Origin of the sequence: Veronia nyctiphanis (assembly GCF_004116385.1) — a bacterium.
Classification (GTDB): Bacteria; Pseudomonadota; Gammaproteobacteria; order Enterobacterales; family Vibrionaceae; genus Veronia; species Veronia nyctiphanis.
The window spans coordinates 21,843-39,859 of record NZ_PEIB01000006.1; the positions used below are offsets into that span (position 1 = coordinate 21,843).

Annotated in this window: 14 protein-coding genes and 1 pseudogene; 4 read left to right on the forward strand and 11 right to left on the reverse strand. The window is 48.0% G+C overall.

Annotated features, from left to right (window positions below; genetic code table 11):
* Nucleotides 1-126: 126 nt before the first annotated feature.
* The 3 genes and pseudogenes from rsmC to hemL all read right to left on the reverse strand — a co-directional run bounded on the left by rsmC (nucleotide 127) and on the right by hemL (nucleotide 3,878).
* Entirely contained in the window at nucleotides 127-1,149 is a 1,023-nt protein-coding gene (gene rsmC, locus CS022_RS06930; protein WP_129121682.1) for a 16S rRNA (guanine(1207)-N(2))-methyltransferase RsmC, read from the reverse strand.
* Between the two features lie 96 nt (nucleotides 1,150-1,245).
* Nucleotides 1,246-2,328: an AI-2E family transporter gene (locus CS022_RS06935; RefSeq protein WP_129121683.1), complete on the reverse strand. Its 1,083-nt coding sequence runs from the start codon at nucleotides 2,326-2,328 to the stop codon at nucleotides 1,246-1,248.
* 259 nt (nucleotides 2,329-2,587) lie between these two features.
* Nucleotides 2,588-3,878, reverse strand: a pseudogene (gene hemL, locus CS022_RS06940) (glutamate-1-semialdehyde 2,1-aminomutase).
* 273 nt (nucleotides 3,879-4,151) lie between these two features.
* Here hemL and erpA point away from each other — a divergent pair.
* The 3 genes from erpA to CS022_RS06955 all read left to right on the forward strand — a co-directional run bounded on the left by erpA (nucleotide 4,152) and on the right by CS022_RS06955 (nucleotide 9,331).
* Nucleotides 4,152-4,493, forward strand: coding sequence for an iron-sulfur cluster insertion protein ErpA (erpA, locus tag CS022_RS06945; RefSeq protein WP_129121684.1), 342 nt, complete (start codon nucleotides 4,152-4,154; stop codon nucleotides 4,491-4,493).
* 510 nt (nucleotides 4,494-5,003) lie between these two features.
* Nucleotides 5,004-6,095: an efflux RND transporter periplasmic adaptor subunit gene (locus CS022_RS06950; RefSeq protein WP_201746237.1), complete on the forward strand. Its 1,092-nt coding sequence runs from the start codon at nucleotides 5,004-5,006 to the stop codon at nucleotides 6,093-6,095.
* A 14-nt stretch (nucleotides 6,096-6,109) separates the two neighbouring features.
* Complete coding sequence (locus CS022_RS06955; RefSeq protein ID WP_129121686.1) at nucleotides 6,110-9,331, forward strand: efflux RND transporter permease subunit; 3,222 nt, start codon at nucleotides 6,110-6,112, stop codon at nucleotides 9,329-9,331.
* A gap of 120 nt (nucleotides 9,332-9,451) precedes the next feature.
* On the opposite strand, the gene CS022_RS06960 is transcribed toward CS022_RS06955, so the two are convergent.
* Nucleotides 9,452-10,765, reverse strand: a complete 1,314-nt coding sequence (locus CS022_RS06960) for a peptidoglycan DD-metalloendopeptidase family protein (protein WP_129121687.1) — start codon at nucleotides 10,763-10,765, stop codon at nucleotides 9,452-9,454.
* A 187-nt stretch (nucleotides 10,766-10,952) separates the two neighbouring features.
* On the opposite strand from CS022_RS06960, the gene tyrS reads away from it, so the two are divergent.
* Nucleotides 10,953-12,140 carry a tyrosine--tRNA ligase gene (gene tyrS / locus CS022_RS06965; protein ID WP_129121688.1) on the forward strand — a complete coding sequence of 396 codons (1,188 nt, stop codon included), beginning with the start codon at nucleotides 10,953-10,955 and terminating at the stop codon, nucleotides 12,138-12,140.
* A 52-nt stretch (nucleotides 12,141-12,192) separates the two neighbouring features.
* On the opposite strand, the gene CS022_RS06970 is transcribed toward tyrS, so the two are convergent.
* The 7 genes from CS022_RS06970 to CS022_RS07000 all read right to left on the reverse strand — a co-directional run bounded on the left by CS022_RS06970 (nucleotide 12,193) and on the right by CS022_RS07000 (nucleotide 18,009).
* The gene (locus CS022_RS06970) at nucleotides 12,193-12,759 is read right to left on the reverse strand and encodes a flavodoxin family protein (protein ID WP_129121689.1); all 567 of its coding nucleotides are present in this window, start codon (nucleotides 12,757-12,759) and stop codon (nucleotides 12,193-12,195) included.
* Nucleotides 12,756-13,136, reverse strand: coding sequence for a questin oxidase family protein (locus CS022_RS06975; RefSeq protein WP_161569592.1), 381 nt, complete (start codon nucleotides 13,134-13,136; stop codon nucleotides 12,756-12,758). Before CS022_RS06975 ends, CS022_RS06970 begins: the two co-directional genes overlap by 4 nt.
* Nucleotides 13,133-13,741 (reverse strand): questin oxidase family protein, encoded by a 609-nt coding sequence (locus CS022_RS06980; protein WP_129121691.1) that lies wholly within the window; start codon nucleotides 13,739-13,741, stop codon nucleotides 13,133-13,135. The genes CS022_RS06975 and CS022_RS06980 overlap by 4 nt, the downstream gene beginning before the upstream one ends.
* Nucleotides 13,742-13,988: 247 nt before the next feature.
* Nucleotides 13,989-14,807, reverse strand: a complete 819-nt coding sequence (gene btuF, locus CS022_RS06985; protein WP_129121692.1) for a vitamin B12 ABC transporter substrate-binding protein BtuF — start codon at nucleotides 14,805-14,807, stop codon at nucleotides 13,989-13,991.
* On the reverse strand, nucleotides 14,807-15,763 hold the full coding sequence (locus CS022_RS06990; RefSeq protein ID WP_129121693.1) for a cobalamin biosynthesis family protein: 957 nt from the start codon (nucleotides 15,761-15,763) through the stop codon (nucleotides 14,807-14,809). Before CS022_RS06990 ends, btuF begins: the two co-directional genes overlap by 1 nt.
* Before the next feature lie 6 nt (nucleotides 15,764-15,769).
* On the reverse strand, nucleotides 15,770-16,471 hold the full coding sequence (gene mtnN / locus CS022_RS06995; RefSeq protein WP_129121694.1) for a 5'-methylthioadenosine/S-adenosylhomocysteine nucleosidase: 702 nt from the start codon (nucleotides 16,469-16,471) through the stop codon (nucleotides 15,770-15,772).
* A gap of 122 nt (nucleotides 16,472-16,593) precedes the next feature.
* Nucleotides 16,594-18,009 (reverse strand): FAD-dependent oxidoreductase, encoded by a 1,416-nt coding sequence (locus CS022_RS07000; RefSeq protein WP_129121695.1) that lies wholly within the window; start codon nucleotides 18,007-18,009, stop codon nucleotides 16,594-16,596.
* Nucleotides 18,010-18,017 lie beyond the last annotated feature (8 nt).

Consider the following 18,017-nt stretch of genomic DNA (forward strand, 5'->3'; position numbering starts at 1 on the left):
CATCCATATTCGGCGCATTTTTGACTATGTTGCCGTGAGTTGGCAAGTGAGTGATGGCGGTAACGCGGTGAAGTTGGCATATTTGACGAAATTAACGGACTGCCCTCAAGGGCAGTCCCATTGGTGTTAGTGCTTATCAGCGCTGTAAATTGCAAACTTCGATGTTTTATCCAGCACTTCGCATGTACCGAAGGCTTCTTCAATCAAAGGTGGATAGCGAAGAAAACTATTTGCCACAATCATCAGTTTACCTCGGTGAGTGAGCTTTGAAGGCGCTTTTTTAATAAAGGTTTCTGTCGCAGCATAATAGGTCTTCAAACCCGCATGAAACGGGGGGTTACTAATAATATTGTCGTACTTTTCAGTAACCTTACTGTAAACGTCAGAAGCGACAACATCTCCGTTAAGATCGTTAAATCGAAACGTCTCTTTTGCTGACTCAACAGCCAATGCGCTGATATCCACCATTGTCACCGACGCTTCTGGGTATCGACTTTTTATCACTGCGCCTATCACGCCAGCGCCACAGCCGAAATCGAGTGTTTTGCCCTTTAATGGTGGGAGATTATCGAGGAGTAACTTACTGCCTACATCCAATTCATTTTGACTGAACACACCGGGCAGTGCGCGAATTGTCAAAGACGTATCGCCGAATTCCAGCGGATAGCTCTTGAACCAGTCATTGATTGAGAATGGTTTTGGTGTTTCTGTACACTGGCCCCAGTAAAAACTGCATCGGCGTGCAGTGTCAAACTTAGTGACCTTGCCGTAATCGGTAAACAGCTTTTCAATACTTTTGACGCCACTTCTGTTCTCACCGACTACACAGATTTCGCAGTTCTCTGCGCAGCGGGCCATCAGCATTGCGAGCAGATATTGAGCTTCAGCTTTTGCTTTAGGCCAATACAGCAAAACCATATCGATAGTTTTGTTCGCTGGAAACTCAGCACCAAAGTAAGTGGTCACTTGGCTGAATGTATCCATCTTGTTTGCAAATGCTAGATTGGTAGTAAACACAGAGACGCTTGCTGCCACCTCGCAAAGCTCAGTCGCGAAGGTATCTTCCAACTCTCCTGCAATGAGCAGGTTTTTACCTTCAAAATATTCGAGTTGACGTGCCACGACCTGGCTTGGAGTGCTGTAAGACATGCGGTGCCTCTGTTGAAGAAATTCGGCGCGCATTGTCCCACAAAGGTCAGTCTGTGGGAACACGCGCCGTTATTCAGGCAGCATTAGGTATGAGAGTCAGGAATTATCCTGCTTGTCGAGAAATTGGTGAAACTCGATTTCATACATGTGGAACAACACCAAGGTGACACTGAAGACGATGGGGCCATAGATTAGGCCCATTAGACCAAAGACGTGCAGGCCACCAATCAAAGAGAAGAAAATCAGGAGGGTATTCATACCTGAATTACCCTGCATCAATAGCGGCCTGAGAATGTTGTCAACGGACCCCACGACCAATGCTCCCCATGCAATTAGAAAAATTCCCCACTCCCACTGACCGATGAGTAGCAGATAAATTGCAGAAGGCAGCCAAATGAGCGCCGTTCCCACTACCGGAATGAATGAAGCAAAGGCCATCATGGTGCCCCAGAATAGTCCCGGGAATCCGGCGAGCCACATTGCAAACCCACCCACCAGGCCTTGAGCAAGTGCTGTCAAAAAAGAGCCCAGCACTGCCGATTTAGCCACTTTTTCAACTTCTTCCAGCAATGTATCTTCCTGACTGCGGGAGAGAGGGATCACGTGTCTGAGGGTTTGAATGATTTTTGCGTGATCGCGAAGAAGAAAGAACAAAACAAAAAGCATCAAAAGGAAATTGACGAACATGCCAGTAATGTCGCCAACAAACTTAGAGCTAAACGAGAGCATCTGCCCACTGAACTTAGAAAGTGTACTCGCCGCCTTCTGCGCAATTTCTTGCGCGGTAATAGGCTCTATAGGGAGTGAATTAACCAAATTGATGGCGTAAGTGACCTGCGGAGAGTTAAGAATGATCTCAGCGCCGCCAGAGGAAAACCATGCGTAACTGTCGCTGAAAAACTTCAACCCTTGATTCAATATGGCGGCGAACACGACAATTAAAGGGATGATGATGATGACAGTTAATAACAAACACGACAGCGCGGCAGCGAGATTACTTTTGTTTGGCAGCAGCGTTTTAATCTTGCCATGAAGGGGAGCAAAAAGCAGTGAAACAATGAACGCCAGCACAATAGAGCCAACATAGGGTTCTATTAGTGTGTAGCAGGCATAAAAAGCGATCAACAGCGCTACAATGAGCGTCCAATGTCGTGTTTCTATTTTCATTTTTGAAGCCACGGTATTCATTCCTGTCGTTTTGACCACCTTGGTAGTGGACATACTAGGTATAGAGGTATGATACGCTGGCAAATTTACAGGAAAAAGGTCTTATTTGATGGGATGTTGTGAAGGCAAATGCAACTCTAGGAAAAAGTATCGTCCCGGTTTGACCTCATGTCTGGCTGTGTTGCTTCTGATACTTGTTGTCGCGCTTTGGCGTTGAGCTTTATCTGGCAATGAAAACGGCGCTACCGCGCCGTTTCCTCTATACATCCACTTAGGCGTCATTCGATAGGGCTTCAAATGCTCTATCAGCAGCTGCAAGTGTCGCTTCAATTTCTTTCTCACCGTGAGCCAGAGAGGTAAAGCTGGCCTCGAATGCGGATGGAGCAAGATACACGCCCTCATCTAACATCAGATGAAAGAAGCGTTTAAACTTTTCGATATCACACTGCTGTACATCAGCAAAGCAAGTGATTTCCTCTTTATCAGTAAAGAAGAACCCAAACATGCCACCAACCTGATTCGTTGCCAAAGGCACACCATGACGGTCTGCGGCGGCTTTAAGCTTCGGCCAGTCGCTTGGTGATTTCAGCGAGGTGCTGCTCGTTACCTTCTTGGCGAAGAATAGACAGAGCTGTTGTACCTGCCGCCATTGCAATTGGGTTTCCTGATAGTGTACCCGCCTGATAAACAGGCCCCGTCGGTGCGATAAACTCCATAACATCACGGCGTCCACCAAAAGCCCCAACAGGCATGCCGCCGCCGATCACTTTACCTAAAGTCGTTAAGTCTGGTTTGACGTTGTAGTATGCCTGAGCACCTCCGAGAGCAACTCGGAAGCCCGTCATCACCTCATCAAAAATCAGCAGTGCGCCGTTTTGGTCGCAAATGTCGCGAAGCCCCTCAAGGAAGCCCGGTTGAGGCGGAATACAGTTCATGTTCCCTGCGACAGGTTCAACGATGATGCAAGAAATCTCCTCAGGGTACGCTTCGAACATTGCTTTTACTGAGTCGAGGTCGTTGTGTATACCGGTAAGGGTGTGCTTAGCAAAATCAGCAGGCACACCCGGTGATGTAGGTTCACCCAACGTTAATGCGCCAGACCCTGCTTTCACTAGCAGACAGTCTGCGTGACCGTGATAGTTACCTTCAAACTTGATGAACTTATCACGTCCTGTAAAGCCTCGAGCCAGTCGGATTGCGCTCATGGTTGCTTCAGTACCTGAATTTACCATCCTCACCATTTCCATTGATGGGACGATTTCACTGACCAGCTCTGCTAATGTGATTTCTCGAGCAGTTGGCGCACCGAAGCTCAAGCCGTTTTGTGCGGCTTCAACGACAGCATCTCTGATAGCTGGATGGTTGTGACCGAGAATCATTGGGCCCCAGGATCCGATGTAGTCGATATACGCTTTACCATCCGCGTCGTACATGTATGCGCCATCAGCACGTTCAACGAAAATTGGATCTCCTCCAACGCCAGCGAAGGCTCTGACAGGTGAGTTTACACCGCCTGGGATGGTTTTACGGGCTTGCTGGAATAACTCAGCAGATTTGGTCATGGTAGGTTCCTGAGCTTGATATTCTGATTAATTGTTCTATTTCATTGTACCGAAAAGAGTGACTTACTGGCGAGTTCAATATTGGATACAGCGTAAACTCCATGTCGGAAAGGTTAACTTCGCTCAGCTCTGTTTTTTGCGGGTCAAACACCAATTAAGCCAGTTACACTTCACTGTAATGCTAATAAAAAGATACTTAGGCGGCGAATGCTTGAACGATATACGCCGCTAATAGATAATAGAAGGAATAGAGATAGACTTTGTGAGGTAACAATGAGTGATACCAATTTGCCACTGGAGTTTTCCGAAGTAGCGGCGAACAAGGTAAAATCGCTGATCACTGAGGAAGAGAACCCGGACCTGAAACTGCGTGTTTATATCACCGGCGGTGGTTGTAGCGGTTTTCAGTACGGCTTTACTTTTGATGAGGCTGTGAATGACGGTGATATGACAATAGAGAAAAGTGGTGTGACGCTGGTTGTCGATCCCATGAGTTTGCAGTACTTACTGGGTGGTACTGTTGATTACACTGAAGGTTTGGAAGGAGCACGATTTTTCGTGAATAACCCAAACGCGACAACAACATGTGGTTGTGGCGCATCCTTTAGCGTGTAATCGAAGTGGCGGACATATTTGTGCGCCGCTCTATCCCAACACTCCTGCCTTGCTTTTTACAGTGTTTTTTATTTGCGGACCCCTCCCCTCAAAATTAGCCTAACCTCATCAAGGCATTCGTCATATCTTATAAGCACATTTATTTCTGAGCGTTAAGTCGACACCTTTTCACGTCCAATTTGTCTGTCATGTTCACAATGCTAAACGAGATATACCCCTCGTGTTTTCCTTGCCATTGATATCAAATCTTAAGTGGCCGATTGATTATGCAACAAGGTTGATTTGCTTTATTGGGGTATTATACTCATTTCAGTTACCCTGTTTCCCTTGCCTTAAATTTCATTTTTATGTGACTCACCCCATACTTAAATGTAAATGTTCGTAATGTTACGACAGCTTGTGGTCGATAACTCCTTCAGGGTGTATAAAAGATGGGAATTTGACGCATCGTCGAAAACCATACGCGTTATTGCGACGTATTTCTTCGCATTCAACTCAGAGGAATAGAGAATAATGCCGAACGAAGACAGTTCATCATTCAGTCGATTTTTTTCCCGTCACCCTTGGATCATTTCTGCTTCTTTCATGGCGATGCTGGTTGCATGGGTTGCGAATGGAGACCAGAGCACTGACGAGCAAGCAGTAAAAACCGAAACTCAAGTTCCTCTCGCCAAAGTGACCTACGATACTTTTGTTGCCCAGCCAGTGATCAGAAGTATTTCCCTTTACGGTAAAACAACGCCTGATCGTCAGATCAGCCTTCGTTCTGAAATCGCTTCTACTGTTACTGAGGTTAAGGTGAGTAAAGGCGCACTGGTAAGCAAAGGCGATGTGATCATGGCCTTTGATAAGACGGATCGTCCTTCACAGCTAAAGCGCGCAAAATCTCTACTCACTGTACGACAGAAAGAATACAACGCGGCAAAGTCGTTAAAAAAGAGAGGGCTGCAAGGTGAAGTCGCATTTTCACAAGCGGAAGCCAACCTTATTGACGCAAGAGCAGCATTAGAAAATCTTGAACTTGGTCTTGCACGGACAGAAATTCGTGCTCCTTTTGATGGCGTCGTTGATCAAATCAATATTGAATTGGGCGATTATGTCAAATCAGGTGACGTCGTAGCCCATCTTGTCGACCTTGATCCGCTGGTTGTCAAAGCTAATGTCAGTGAGCGCCATATTGAAAAAGTGAAACTTGGCACTAAGGCGCCAATAAAACTGCTCAATGGGAACGAGGCTGTCGCGACACTCCGCTATCGCGCGAGTATAGCTTCTGATCAAACCAACACATTTGATGTGGAGCTAGAATTACCCAACCCAACGTTCTCTATTCCAGCCGGAATCAGTACTGAAATTGACTTGCCTTTGGAAGAAAGTTTGGCTGTTAAGGTAACGCCATCCATGTTGGCATTAGACAACAAAGGCAACTTGGGTGTGAAAACCCTCTCAGGCGACCAAGTTAAATTCATGCCTATCAATCTGGTGAAAACGGAAAAAGACGGCGTATGGCTTTCAGGCCTTGGCGACAGCGTCAATTTGATCACCAAAGGGCAAGGCTTTGTCCGAGATGGCGATCAGGTGATTGCTGTTTCAGCGACTAAATAGTAAGGAGCTCATTCATGCGTGGATTGATTGATGCATCCTTGATGCGCACCCGGACCATGGTGGTGCTGCTTATTTGTTTATTGCTTGCTGGCGCAAGCACCTACATTTCTATTCCCAAAGAAGCCAACCCAGACATAAAAATTCCAATTATTTATGTCTCTGTAAATCATCAGGGAATTTCTCCTACCGACGCAGAGCGTCTTCTTATTCGACCTGTCGAGCAGGAGCTTCGCTCGATTGAAGGTGTGAAAGAGATGACCGCGACCGCATCAGAAGGTCACGGCTCGATAACGCTGGATTTCAATGTCGGCGTTGATCTCGATGAGGCAATGACGGATGTTCGTGAGGCTGTTGATAAAGTGGCTCCGCGACTCCCGGCAGGTGCTGATAAACCGACAGTTAATGAAGTAACCATGGCGGGTCAGATGCCCGTCCTCTCAGTCGCGCTTTACGGTACAGCGCCAGAAAGAACCATGGTGACCGTTGCTAGAAAACTGCGTGATGTCCTTGAGGGCTATAAGCAAATACTGGAAGTTGATATTGCGGGTGACCGTGATGACGTTGTCGAGATAGTGGTCGATCCGCTCTTGCTCGAGAGTTATAACCTGGTTTTGCAAGATATTTTTAACCTCGTTTCAAACAATAACCAGGTTATCGCGGCGGGCTTTATCGATAATGGTAACGGGCGATTCTCGGTCAAAATACCCTCGGTGTTTGAAACTGTACAAGACGTCTTAGACTTGCCTGTAAAGGTAGATGGTAAGAAAGTCGTCACCTTCGGCGATATTGCTACCGTCCGCAGAACATTTCGTGACCCGGGTAGCTTCGCGCGTCTCGACGGGCAGCCTGCTGTGGTTATGGATATCAAAAAGCGAGCTGGTGAGAACATCATCGAGACCGTCGGCCTTGTGAAGGCTGTGATTGAAGAAGCGCAGAAACAGCCGGAGTGGCCAGAAAATCTGCTGGTAAAATATACATCAGACGAGTCAAAGACTGTCAAAATGATGTTGACCGACCTTCAGAACAACATTCTGTCTGCAATTATCCTTGTGGTCGTGGTCATTGTTGCCATTTTAGGTGCCAGAACAGCATTGCTGGTAGGCATTTCAATTCCGGGTTCATTCCTGACCGGGCTTTTGGTGTTGGGCATGTCAGGTCTGACAGTCAATATTGTCGTTCTGTTCTCGTTGATCATGGCGGTGGGTATGCTGGTTGATGGGGCCATTGTTGTCACTGAGTTTGCTGACAGGCGAATGCGTGAAGGTGTTCATCGTCGCGAAGCCTATCAGGAAGCGGCGAAGCGAATGGCATGGCCTATCATTGCATCAACGGCGACCACACTGGCGGCGTTCGCACCCATGCTGTTCTGGCCGGATACCACGGGCGAGTTCATGAAGTACTTGCCGTTGACCTTGATAGCGACTCTGACTGCATCGCTTGTCATGGCATTATTGTTCGTACCTGTGCTGGGCAGTTTGTTGGGTAAACCAAGAACCTTATCGGCCAAAGAAAAACAGAAGCTCGTTGCCCTTGAAGAAGGTGATTTCAATCAGGCGACCGGATTCACCCGCGTCTATTTGAAAGTTCTTAAAGGTGCTATCCGTCACCCACTCAAAGTGGTCGGTCTGGCACTGGCCATTGCAGCTGGTACGATCTATGCCTACGGACAATCAGGCCTAGGGACAGAGTTTTTCCCTGATGTTGACCCTGAAGTGTTTAACGTCAATGTCCGTTCAGACGGGGATCTTTCTATCTATGAAAAGCACGCGCTGATGCAAGAAGTTGAGCAGCGTCTTTCAGGAATGGATGAGATCCAGACCATCTACACCCGCACAGGTGGCCGTGATCAAATCGGCACCATCCAGATGAAACCTGTCGACTGGCAGTATCGCCGCAAGGTCAAAGAGATCATTGAGGAGTTGAGAGAAAAGACAGCGGATCTCGCTGGTTTGCAGCTTGAATTTAAATTCCCAAGCGCAGGGCCACCAAGCGAAAATGATCTCGATATTCAGCTCAGCGCGACATCAAAAGAAGCACTGAACGACGCGGCGTATCAGGTCAAAGTCTGGCTGGAGAATCAGTCAACCTTTACCAACATCAACGATACCATGGATAAAGAGGGCATCGACTGGACCATTGATGTCGATCGCTCAGATGCTGCCCGCTTTGGTGCATCAGCGAGCCTTGTTGGTAACACGGTGCAGTTTGTCACTAATGGTCTGAAAATTGGCGACTACCTGCCGGATGATTCAGATAAAGAAGTCGACATTCTGGTTCGCTATCCTGAGGATAAACGTGATATTGGCCGTTTTGATGAGCTAAGGGTCAATACCCCTTACGGTATGGTGCCTATTACCAACTTTGCCACCGTCAAACCGGAACCTAAACAAGGTACGATTAACCGTGTCGACGGTAAGCGGGTGTTGAATATCCGCGCGGATATGGCCAATGGCTATCAGCTCAGCACTGAACTGCCAGCACTCAAAGCCGCGTTAGCTGAAATGAACATGCCTGAAGGTGTGACGTTCAAAATTCGTGGTCAGGATGAAGAGCAGCAGAAGAGTATGGAATTCCTGATGAACGCGTTTATTGTCGCACTCGCTGTGATGGCAATGATCCTCATCACTCAGTTCAACAGCTTCTATCAGGCGTTTCTGATCCTCAGTGCTGTTCTGTTTTCAACGGTTGGTGTATTCCTTGGTTTGCTGGTATTCCAACGTCCTTTCGGCGTTATCATGTCAGGTATCGGTGTAATCACCTTGGCAGGGATCGTGGTGAACAACAACATCGTTTTGATTGATACCTATAACGTGTTGCGTCGAAGTGGCCTCAGTAAGGTCCACGCGATTCTTTCAACGGGTGCTCAGCGTCTTCGTCCTGTTATGCTTACGACAGTCACGACGATTCTTGGTTTGTTGCCAATGGTATTGGAGATGAATATCGATCTGATAAATCAGAAAGTTGAATTTGGCGCGCCGAGCACACAGTGGTGGTCACAACTAGCTACTGCGGTATCAGGCGGTCTGGCATTTTCTACCTTATTGACATTAGTGCTTACGCCATGTTTGCTGATGTTTGGCGGTGACAAGATTAGGGTGAGAAAAGAGATGAATGACTATCTGCCTAATCAAAAGCAGGCGTTGTCTATTCCCGACGAGCTTGCCCAAGAACAGGCCAGTACTTCACAAAGTGGGCCAGCGGCAGAAGTGAATACTAAATCTGAAGTTGTGAACTGACGTGCGAAAGTATTGAAGGGTGAGTGATTCGATGGTGCACTCATTGATAACGAAAAAGCAGCGCATTGCGCTGCTTTTTTTGTTCCGAAAATTTGGATTGCCTTTTGCGGCTAAGGTAAATCAGGAATCATCGTTGCGATGAATTGGCCCAAGAGAGGCCAGTATCTGACTGAACTGATTAAGGGTTGCTAACCTCTTTTCAGCTAGAGAGATAAAATCGGTTTTCGCTTTACCTGTTAATGAGCGTGCTTGAGGTAATTTGACCGTTCTAGGGTTTTTATGGCGACCATTCACCAAGAATTCATAGTGAAGGTGCGCGCCAGTTACACGGCCAGTTCTTCCTACTTTACCAATTGTTTGTCCTTGCTTTACACGCTGCCCTTTTTTGACGAGACGCTTCGACAGATGAAGGTACTTGGTGGTGTAGGTGTTATTGTGCTGAATGATAATGTAATTACCATTGTATTTGTTGTAGCCCGAGGTGCGAACAGTACCATCACCTGCTGCCCATACAGGGGTGCCTACAGGTGCGGCATAGTCTGTGCCGCGGTGCGCCTTCATCTGTCCTGTGACGGGATGGAGGCGGCGACCGAAGTTTGAGCTTACCCGGCGAAAGTTAAGGGGGGTACGCAGAAATGCTTTACGCATTGCACGCCCATCAGCGTCATAATACTCACCCGTTTCTGAGCGCACTGCTGTAAATACATCACCTTGGTTGGTAAAAGTCGCGGCTAAAATCTCACCCCGGCCAATGCGCTCGCCTTCGATAAATTGCTCTTCAAACAGAACCTCAAAGTGATCGCCTGCTCTGATATCGAGGGCGAAGTCGATGTCCCAGCCAAATATCTCAGCAATTTGCATGATTTGATTTGCTGTCAGGCCACCGGAGATTGCTGCATTCCAGAAGTTTGAGGTAATTTCAGCGCTGGCGAACCCCATCTGTGTGTCAATGGGCTTACTGTCTATTTTTGACTGAAACTTGTCATCCACCCGGGTGATCACCAAGGTGGTATTCACACCTTGCGGTTGTTCCAGTTTGACTAATTGCTGGTCTCCGTCAAAGCCCATACGCAGCTTATCGCCGGGGCGCAAACGGGTTAAGCTCTTCGCTTCTTCACTGCTGTTTATCAGTTTATACAGTACATTGGCACTGATCCCTTCAGCGTTAAACAGTGTTGACAGGGTATCACCTGATTTTACTGTCACTGTTTTCCATTCCAAAGGCTCAATATTTGCCAGCACTTCCTGACCTGCAGGGGGAAGCAAAGCGTGGTGTTTAATAGGCACTGCATAAAGCTTCCCAGTTTCCAGAGTCTGGGAAGTGTCGAGCTCTTGTTGGCTTGGCAGTAGCAGGGCGATAACGAGCGCTGCACTGAGGCCTGCGATGACGGTTTGATATTTCCTTGGCAAAGCCATTTTTCTTCTTATATGCATCAAGTGTTCAATATTACAAAAAAATGAAATGAGAACAGAAGCTCTTCGGTGCCACAGATTTGAGATTCTGTAACTACATCAGCCAGTTCCTTTTGACAGTAATAAGTCTAACTGGTTTCAAAAACCATCGCTATTCAAGTAGTATGTCGCTCTATCACAAATTGCCGATTCTTGGGAGCATTTAACTATGGCGAGCATTGAAGCTGCGCTAGCTGAAATAAAGCGTGGCGTTGAGGAGCTGATTCCTGAAGAGGAATTAATTGCAAAACTGAAAGAAAATCGTCCTTTACGTATCAAACTGGGCATGGATCCGACAGCTCCGGATATTCATTTGGGCCACACTGTGGTGATGAATAAGCTTCGCGCATTCCAGGAACTTGGCCACGAAGTGATTTTTCTGGTGGGTGACTTCACTGCGACAGTGGGTGACCCGACAGGTAAGAATGCGACACGTCCTCCGTTGACGAGAGAGGAAGTGCTGAAAAACGCCGAGACGTATAAAGAGCAGGCGTTCAAAATTCTGGACCCAGAAAAGACCCGTTTTGAGTTTAACTCAGACTGGCTGAACGAGCTGGGTACAGTCGGTATGATCCGTCTGGCTGCAAGCTCTACAGTTGCTCGTATGCTTGAGCGTGATGATTTCAAAAAGCGTTACAGCACCAACCAACCTATCGCTATTCACGAGTTCATTTACCCGCTTCTACAAGGCTATGATTCCGTGGCTCTGGAAGCGGATGTTGAGCTCGGTGGTACCGACCAGAAGTTCAACCTGTTGATGGGACGTGAACTGCAAAAGCAGCACGGTCAAAAGCAACAGGTGATCATTACCATGCCTTTGCTGGTGGGTCTTGATGGCGTTAAGAAGATGTCTAAGTCAGCCCATAACTACATTGGTGTGACGGATGCCCCGGGCGAGATGTTTGGTAAAATCATGTCTATCTCTGATGACTTGATGTGGAACTACTATGAGCTGCTTTCTTTCCGTCCACTTGAAGAGGTTGAGCAGCTTAAGACAGATATCGAAAATGGCAAGAACCCGCGTGATGTGAAGATCTCTCTGGCGAAAGAGATCATTGCGCGCTTCCACAGCGAAGCAGATGCTGACGCTGCTGAGGCCGAGTTCATCAACCGTTTCCAAAAAGGTGCAATGCCTGATGAGATGCCTGAGTTTGAGTTCGGTCAAGGTGTAGCGATCGCGAACCTCCTAAAAGATGCAGGTCTGGTTGGTTCAACGTCTGACGCGATGCGTATGATCCGTCAGGGTGCTGTAAAGATTGATGGCGAAAAAGTCTCTGATACCAAATTGATTCCAGAATCGGGTCAAGCTGTGTATCAGGTAGGTAAACGAAAGTTTGCCCGTGTATCACTGAACTGATTCACTCTTTATACATGATTAAAAAGGCGCGTCAGCGCCTTTTTTCGTTTTGTCATTGATTAAATCGGCTGGCAAGGGTTGCCACACGTTTACCCAGATGATGGGCTGTTTTCAGATCGACCTGTTGTATTGGGCCATCTCCATTTTCAACGGCTGCCATCACGCCTGTTTGTCCACTGAAACGATTGAATTCATCCGTGCCTGAGCCATCCGGCCTGTCGAGCCCACACCAAAGCATACTGTGCTGCGTCGCCAGTACCTGCAGGTAATTGATGGTGTGATGCAAATCACCACCAATGCTTCCGCCAATCGTAAAGCCTGCCGCCAGCTTATTTACCCAGCGTTGCTCGACCCATTCCGGGCTGGATGCATCAATAAAGGCTTTGAACTGGGCGGGCACACTCCCCATGTATGTTGGGCAACCAAAGATGATGGCTGTGCAATCGCGGAGGGATTCAAAAATGGCATTATCTTTGAAGCGCCCTTGTTCGATATCTTCATCTTTTATCTGATAGAGCAGGGGGGCAATATCGGCCTCCATCACACCTTTGGCTACGTGCTCTGCCAGTTTGTGGGTTGTGCCATTTTTGGAGTAGTAGATGATGGCAATTTTTTTCATGATTGTTCTCCCAATACGGCTTGGATTGCCATCAAGAGTTCCGGTAAGGCTATGGATTGATATAACCACGCGCAGCTGTAGACGAGCTTGATCGTGTGATCGTTTTTGGAGGCTAACGCTTTGGTAAACCAGCTATTCCACTCTTTTTGGTTATCACTTGTGGTTGCCAGTGGCACAAAAGCATGGCGATAAGTAGATGTACATACTGCTGCGACGTAAGCCTGCCAAAAATATCCCAAGGCTTTATCAATGTCGTCAATGAAAGGTTCAAGAGACAGCAATGCCTGCAAACCAGTGACACCATGTAGCAAGGTGAAATCATTGGATGCGATAAATTGCGTGGTGACGAGCCGAACTATTTTCGCTCGGTCGATCACTTCAGGTACTGCAGCAATTTCTTGGTATCTGGGTTGCTGAGACAGAAACTGGATATCATCCGAAATAAGCCTTCAGGGTATTTCTGGTCCGAAAAACGTGTTGTGGCATTTCCGAGGTGCTGTTCAAGCGTCAGCATGGGATCTCTGATAAGTGGACCCGGTGAGACGTAGTTGGCGGCGAAAAGCCCTAGTGCATGACTGACTTCATGTGGGCTGTTAGATTCGACAGCGTAGCTGAGCCTGATAATGCCGTGAAAGGAAGCGGCCGCGAGGCCGGGCAGTAACTCATTGATTGCTTTTTCAACTGCTTCTCTCATCCCGTTGGCAACGATGTCGGCATGATAAAAATCGATCAAGGCCAGAAGCGTATCTGGATTGCCTCTTTCTGGTTGTAGATTGTTGATTAACCGTGACTCAGAAAATAATTCAAGGTGTTGTTCATGTGCTCGATATTCTGTTTCAAGCTGCTGTCTATTTGCGCCAATCTTCTCCATCGCCATTAAGGCCATTGGAAGGTGGTTTGACAAGCTTCCTCCGTAGGTCGGGAGATACTTGTGTGCCTGACTGACCAGCTGCAAGCTGTTTTCGGTAAGTGGTGAAAACATCTTAAGCCCCCTCAGTGATTTTGCAGAGTTGGGTATTCATCCGCAGTCGCAGTGTGTTGCCAATCGAGTGTTTTTTGTTGGTGTTTGCTCCATAGCCCATCGCTGACTCCATTATTGCTTTAGTAAAGTTATTTATTTACATAGTAGGGGGTTTTTATTTAAGTAAGGCAAATGCTTTACTAAGTTGCGATAGGGATTAAAAAACGCGCTATATCAGCGCGTTTTTATATGGGCTTTCGAACGGTGATTAAGCCTGCTCGCGCACCTTGTCCATTGCTGTACAAATCTGTTTGACGGCTTTCAATGAGCGAGGCGTGGCTTGATTCACCCAGTCAGCAGTCAGGTTAAATACAGCTTCTGATTGCGCTGCTGGCAGGTGATCTTTCCAAGATTCCCAGAACACTTTTGGATCTGTCGAACCGTCCGCATAGAAAATGGCCTCTGGCTTTTTCACTATGACCTGCTCTTTGTTGACCTGCGGGTAAGCAGCACTGGCCGCCTCGAAAGTATTTTTACCGCCACAGATAGCAAAGAGTGGGTTTGGCCAGTTGTTACCGCTAACGGTAAACAGAGGGTTTGAACTCAGCTGATAAAAATAAGCTACCTGCGCCTTTCCTTCTTGGGCCTTACGGATTTCGGCCAACTCTTTGCGCATTTCATCGGCGGCTTTTTCACCGATGCTTGAATCAGACGCATACTTGCTTAGCGCCTCTAGCTCGTTAGCTGTGTTATCCAAAGTGCTCAGGGTTGAATGGAAAACAGTAATGCCTAGCTTCTCAAGTTTTTCTACTTGGTCAGCGGGGTTACCGCCTTTCCAAGAAATGACCAAATCTGGCTGAAGTGCCGCGATTCGTTCAATATTCAGCCCCTTGTAGCTTGCGACATGCTCTAGTTTATCGACTTCAGCAGGGTAGTGACTGTAATCATCGACAGCGATCATCGCATCACCCAGACCGGCCGTGTAAGCCAGCTCAGTAGCATGAGGTGAAAGGCTGATCACTTTTAGCTCTGCGGCATGAGCAACGACTGGCAGTGATAACAAAATGGTAAATAAAAAGCGCTTCATTACAGGATCCTTCCCAAGAACATAAGTAAACTCTGCAACCCAATCCACAGTAAAGATCTGGCCCATAAATGACGGGACACAAGCATGAGGTGGGAAGCAGTAGGGGCGATATCGCCACCAATGGATTTTCGTTTCAGCTTTTGCTGGTCATAGACAACGGGCCCACCAAGGGCCAGTTGAAATTTTGTGCCAATTGCTGCCAGCAACCAGCCTTTGCCTTGCTCCCGCCATTGTTGTCCCTGTTGTTTGATGGCGGAAAGGGCGTGGTATCCGTTTTTACCTGCCGCAATAAGCAGCGCAAACAAGCGTGTTGGTAACCAATCAAGCAAGGTCATCACTTTGCTGACAGGTAAGCCATAGTCCTGATAGCGGACCTGATTCGGTGACCACATTCGGGCCAGTTGCATTGTCAGGGCATAGGTGAAAGCACCAGGGCCGCCGAGAAGGGCATACCAGAACAATACCGAAATCAGTTGCCGGCAATAGCCGACGGTTAGAGTTTCAGCGCCCGCTTTACCAAGGCCAATGGCTGATAGTGAAGAGGTGTCTCTGTTGACCTGCGGTGCCAGTGCTTCCCTCGCTGAAAGCTTGTCTTCTCTTGACAGTGCGCCTGCAAGTCGCTGATGACTCTCATGGAGTGGTCGCCAGTTCAGCGCGAACCAGAGAAGAAGAAAATCGAGGAACCACTGCATCCATACCACTTGCTGGAGCGCAATACAGAAGACGAGTGTGGTCAGACTCAAAAGCATCAAGGTGAGCGTGCCTGCAAGCCTTTGCTGGGTTCTGCTGTCAGTGGTGTGATGGACGCGAACAGCAATCTCAGTGGCCAGTTTGTGCCAGTATGGCTTTGGGCTGAATGCGCCCTGAGCCGGATAAACCCAATGGAATAGCAAAGCGCCCCACATGGCAAGCAAGGAGGGTGTTTCCAGTAACACGGTGAAAATATCCGGCATCATAGCGAGTTAGTCTGCCAGCAGTTCAACCATTTTTTCTACCATGGCACTTGAGCTTTTTGCAGCCAGTGGCAGGAATTCCTCAAAACTCATTGGGGATTCTTTATCGGCAACATCCGAAATGGCACGCACCACAACAAACGGCACCGAGAACTGGTGGCAAGTCTGAGCGATAGCTGCGGCTTCCATTTCAACAGCGATAACATTCGGGAAGTGTTCACGAATGTAAGACTGACGCTCAACGCTATGAATGAAGGCATCACCCGTACAAATCAGACCGCGCAGTGCGTGTGGCGCAGGAGACATTGCTGCCAGCGCTTTTTCTGCCACTTCCATCAAGGCTGCGTCTGAATCAAATGTCGCAGGTTGCCCCGGCAACTGGCCCATCGCATAGCCAAACGCTGTGACATCCGCGTCGTGGTGAGCAACCGCCGATGAGATAACCACATCACCCAGATTCAGAGAAGGGTCAAACCCGCCCGCAGAGCCAGTGTTGATAACCAGTTCTGGTTTAAAGCGCTCAAGTAATACCGATGTACCCACCGATGCCGCGACTTTACCAATACCTGATTGCAGCAGGATGATATCTGTACCAAACAGCTTACCGGTGAAGAACTTACATCCTGCAACTTCCTGCAGCTGACAGTTTTCCAGTTTTGCTTTCAGCAGAGTAACTTCCTGCTCCATGGCACCAATAATACCAATTTTCATCTCAGATCTCGTATGGGTTAAAAATAAGGCGCACAGTTTACCATGGCAGAAATGCGTGACGAAAAAAAAGTGCCCGAGTCGGACACTTTTCTTTTTTTACTAAGGTGTTACGTTCAGCATCATTAGATGTCGAGATAGTCCATGATGCCATCCGCTGCTTTACGGCCTTCGTCAATGGCGGTGACGACAAGGTCTGAACCGCGAACAGCATCGCCGCCTGCAAAGATCTTGCCGTTACTTGTCTGATAAGCAAAGCTGCCACTGGTTGGTGCCTTGATTCGTCCCCATTGGTCCAGCTCTACGCCATAAGGGGTGAGCCATTCCATCTGGTGTGGCTGGAAGCCAAAGGCCATGATCACCGCATCAGCTTCGAGCGTGTGCTCGCTGCCTTCCACGGGTTGTGGACGACGACGACCTGCTCCGTCTGGTTCTCCCAGTTCAGTGCGAACAACGGTGACTCCCGTGACAGCACCCTTTGCATTCACCTCAAGTCCCACAGGTTGAAGGTTAAACATGAACTCGACACCTTCTTCACGCGCATTTTTAACTTCGCGGCGTGAACCCGGCATGTTGGCTTCATCACGACGGTACGCACAGGTCACTTTGGTCGCGCCCTGACGAATCGACGTTCTCAAGCAGTCCATCGCGGTGTCACCACCACCAAGTACTACGACTTTTTTACCAGCCATATCGATATAATCGGGGGCACTTTCCTTGATATCCATTACCTTGTAGGTGTTGGCCACCAAGAATGGCAGTGCATCGTAAACGCCCGGCGCATCCTCATTATCGAGGTTTGCACGCATGTTCTTGTAAGTACCTACGCCAAGGAAAACAGCATCGTACTCATCGATGAGTTCTTGCATGGTGACGTCTTTACCGACTTCGGTGTTTAAGCGGAATTCAACACCCATGTCAGCAAAGATACGGTGACGATTCTCCATCACGCCTTTCTCGAGTTTGAATGACGGGATGCCGAAGGTTAATAGGCCGCCAATCTCTGGATAGCGATCAAAGACCACAGGCTTCACGCCATTGCGGACGAGAATATCCGCACAAGCAAGACCCGCAGGGCCCGCACCGATGATAGCGACTTTTTTGTCAGTCCACTCAACGTGCGACATGTCCGGCTTCCAGCCCATCTCAAAGGCTTTGTCAGTAATGTATTTTTCTACATTACCAATGGTCACGGCGCCAAAGTCATCACTCAGGGTACAAGAGCCTTCGCACAGTCTATCCTGAGGACAAACGCGGCCACAGACTTCCGGCAAGCTGTTGGTTTGGTGTGACAGTTCAACCGCTTCAATAATTCGTCCCTCATTGGCCAGTTTCAACCATTGCGGGATGTAATTATGAACCGGACATTTCCACTCACAGTAAGGGTTACCACAGTCAAGGCAGCGGTCAGCCTGCGCTGATGCCTGCGTGCCTGTAAAAGGTTCGTAGATCTCTACGAACTCGGTTTTCCTTGCTTTCAGCGGCTTTTTTCTTGGGTCGATGCGCTGTACATCGATAAATTGATAAACGTTTTGACTCACGGGTCCCT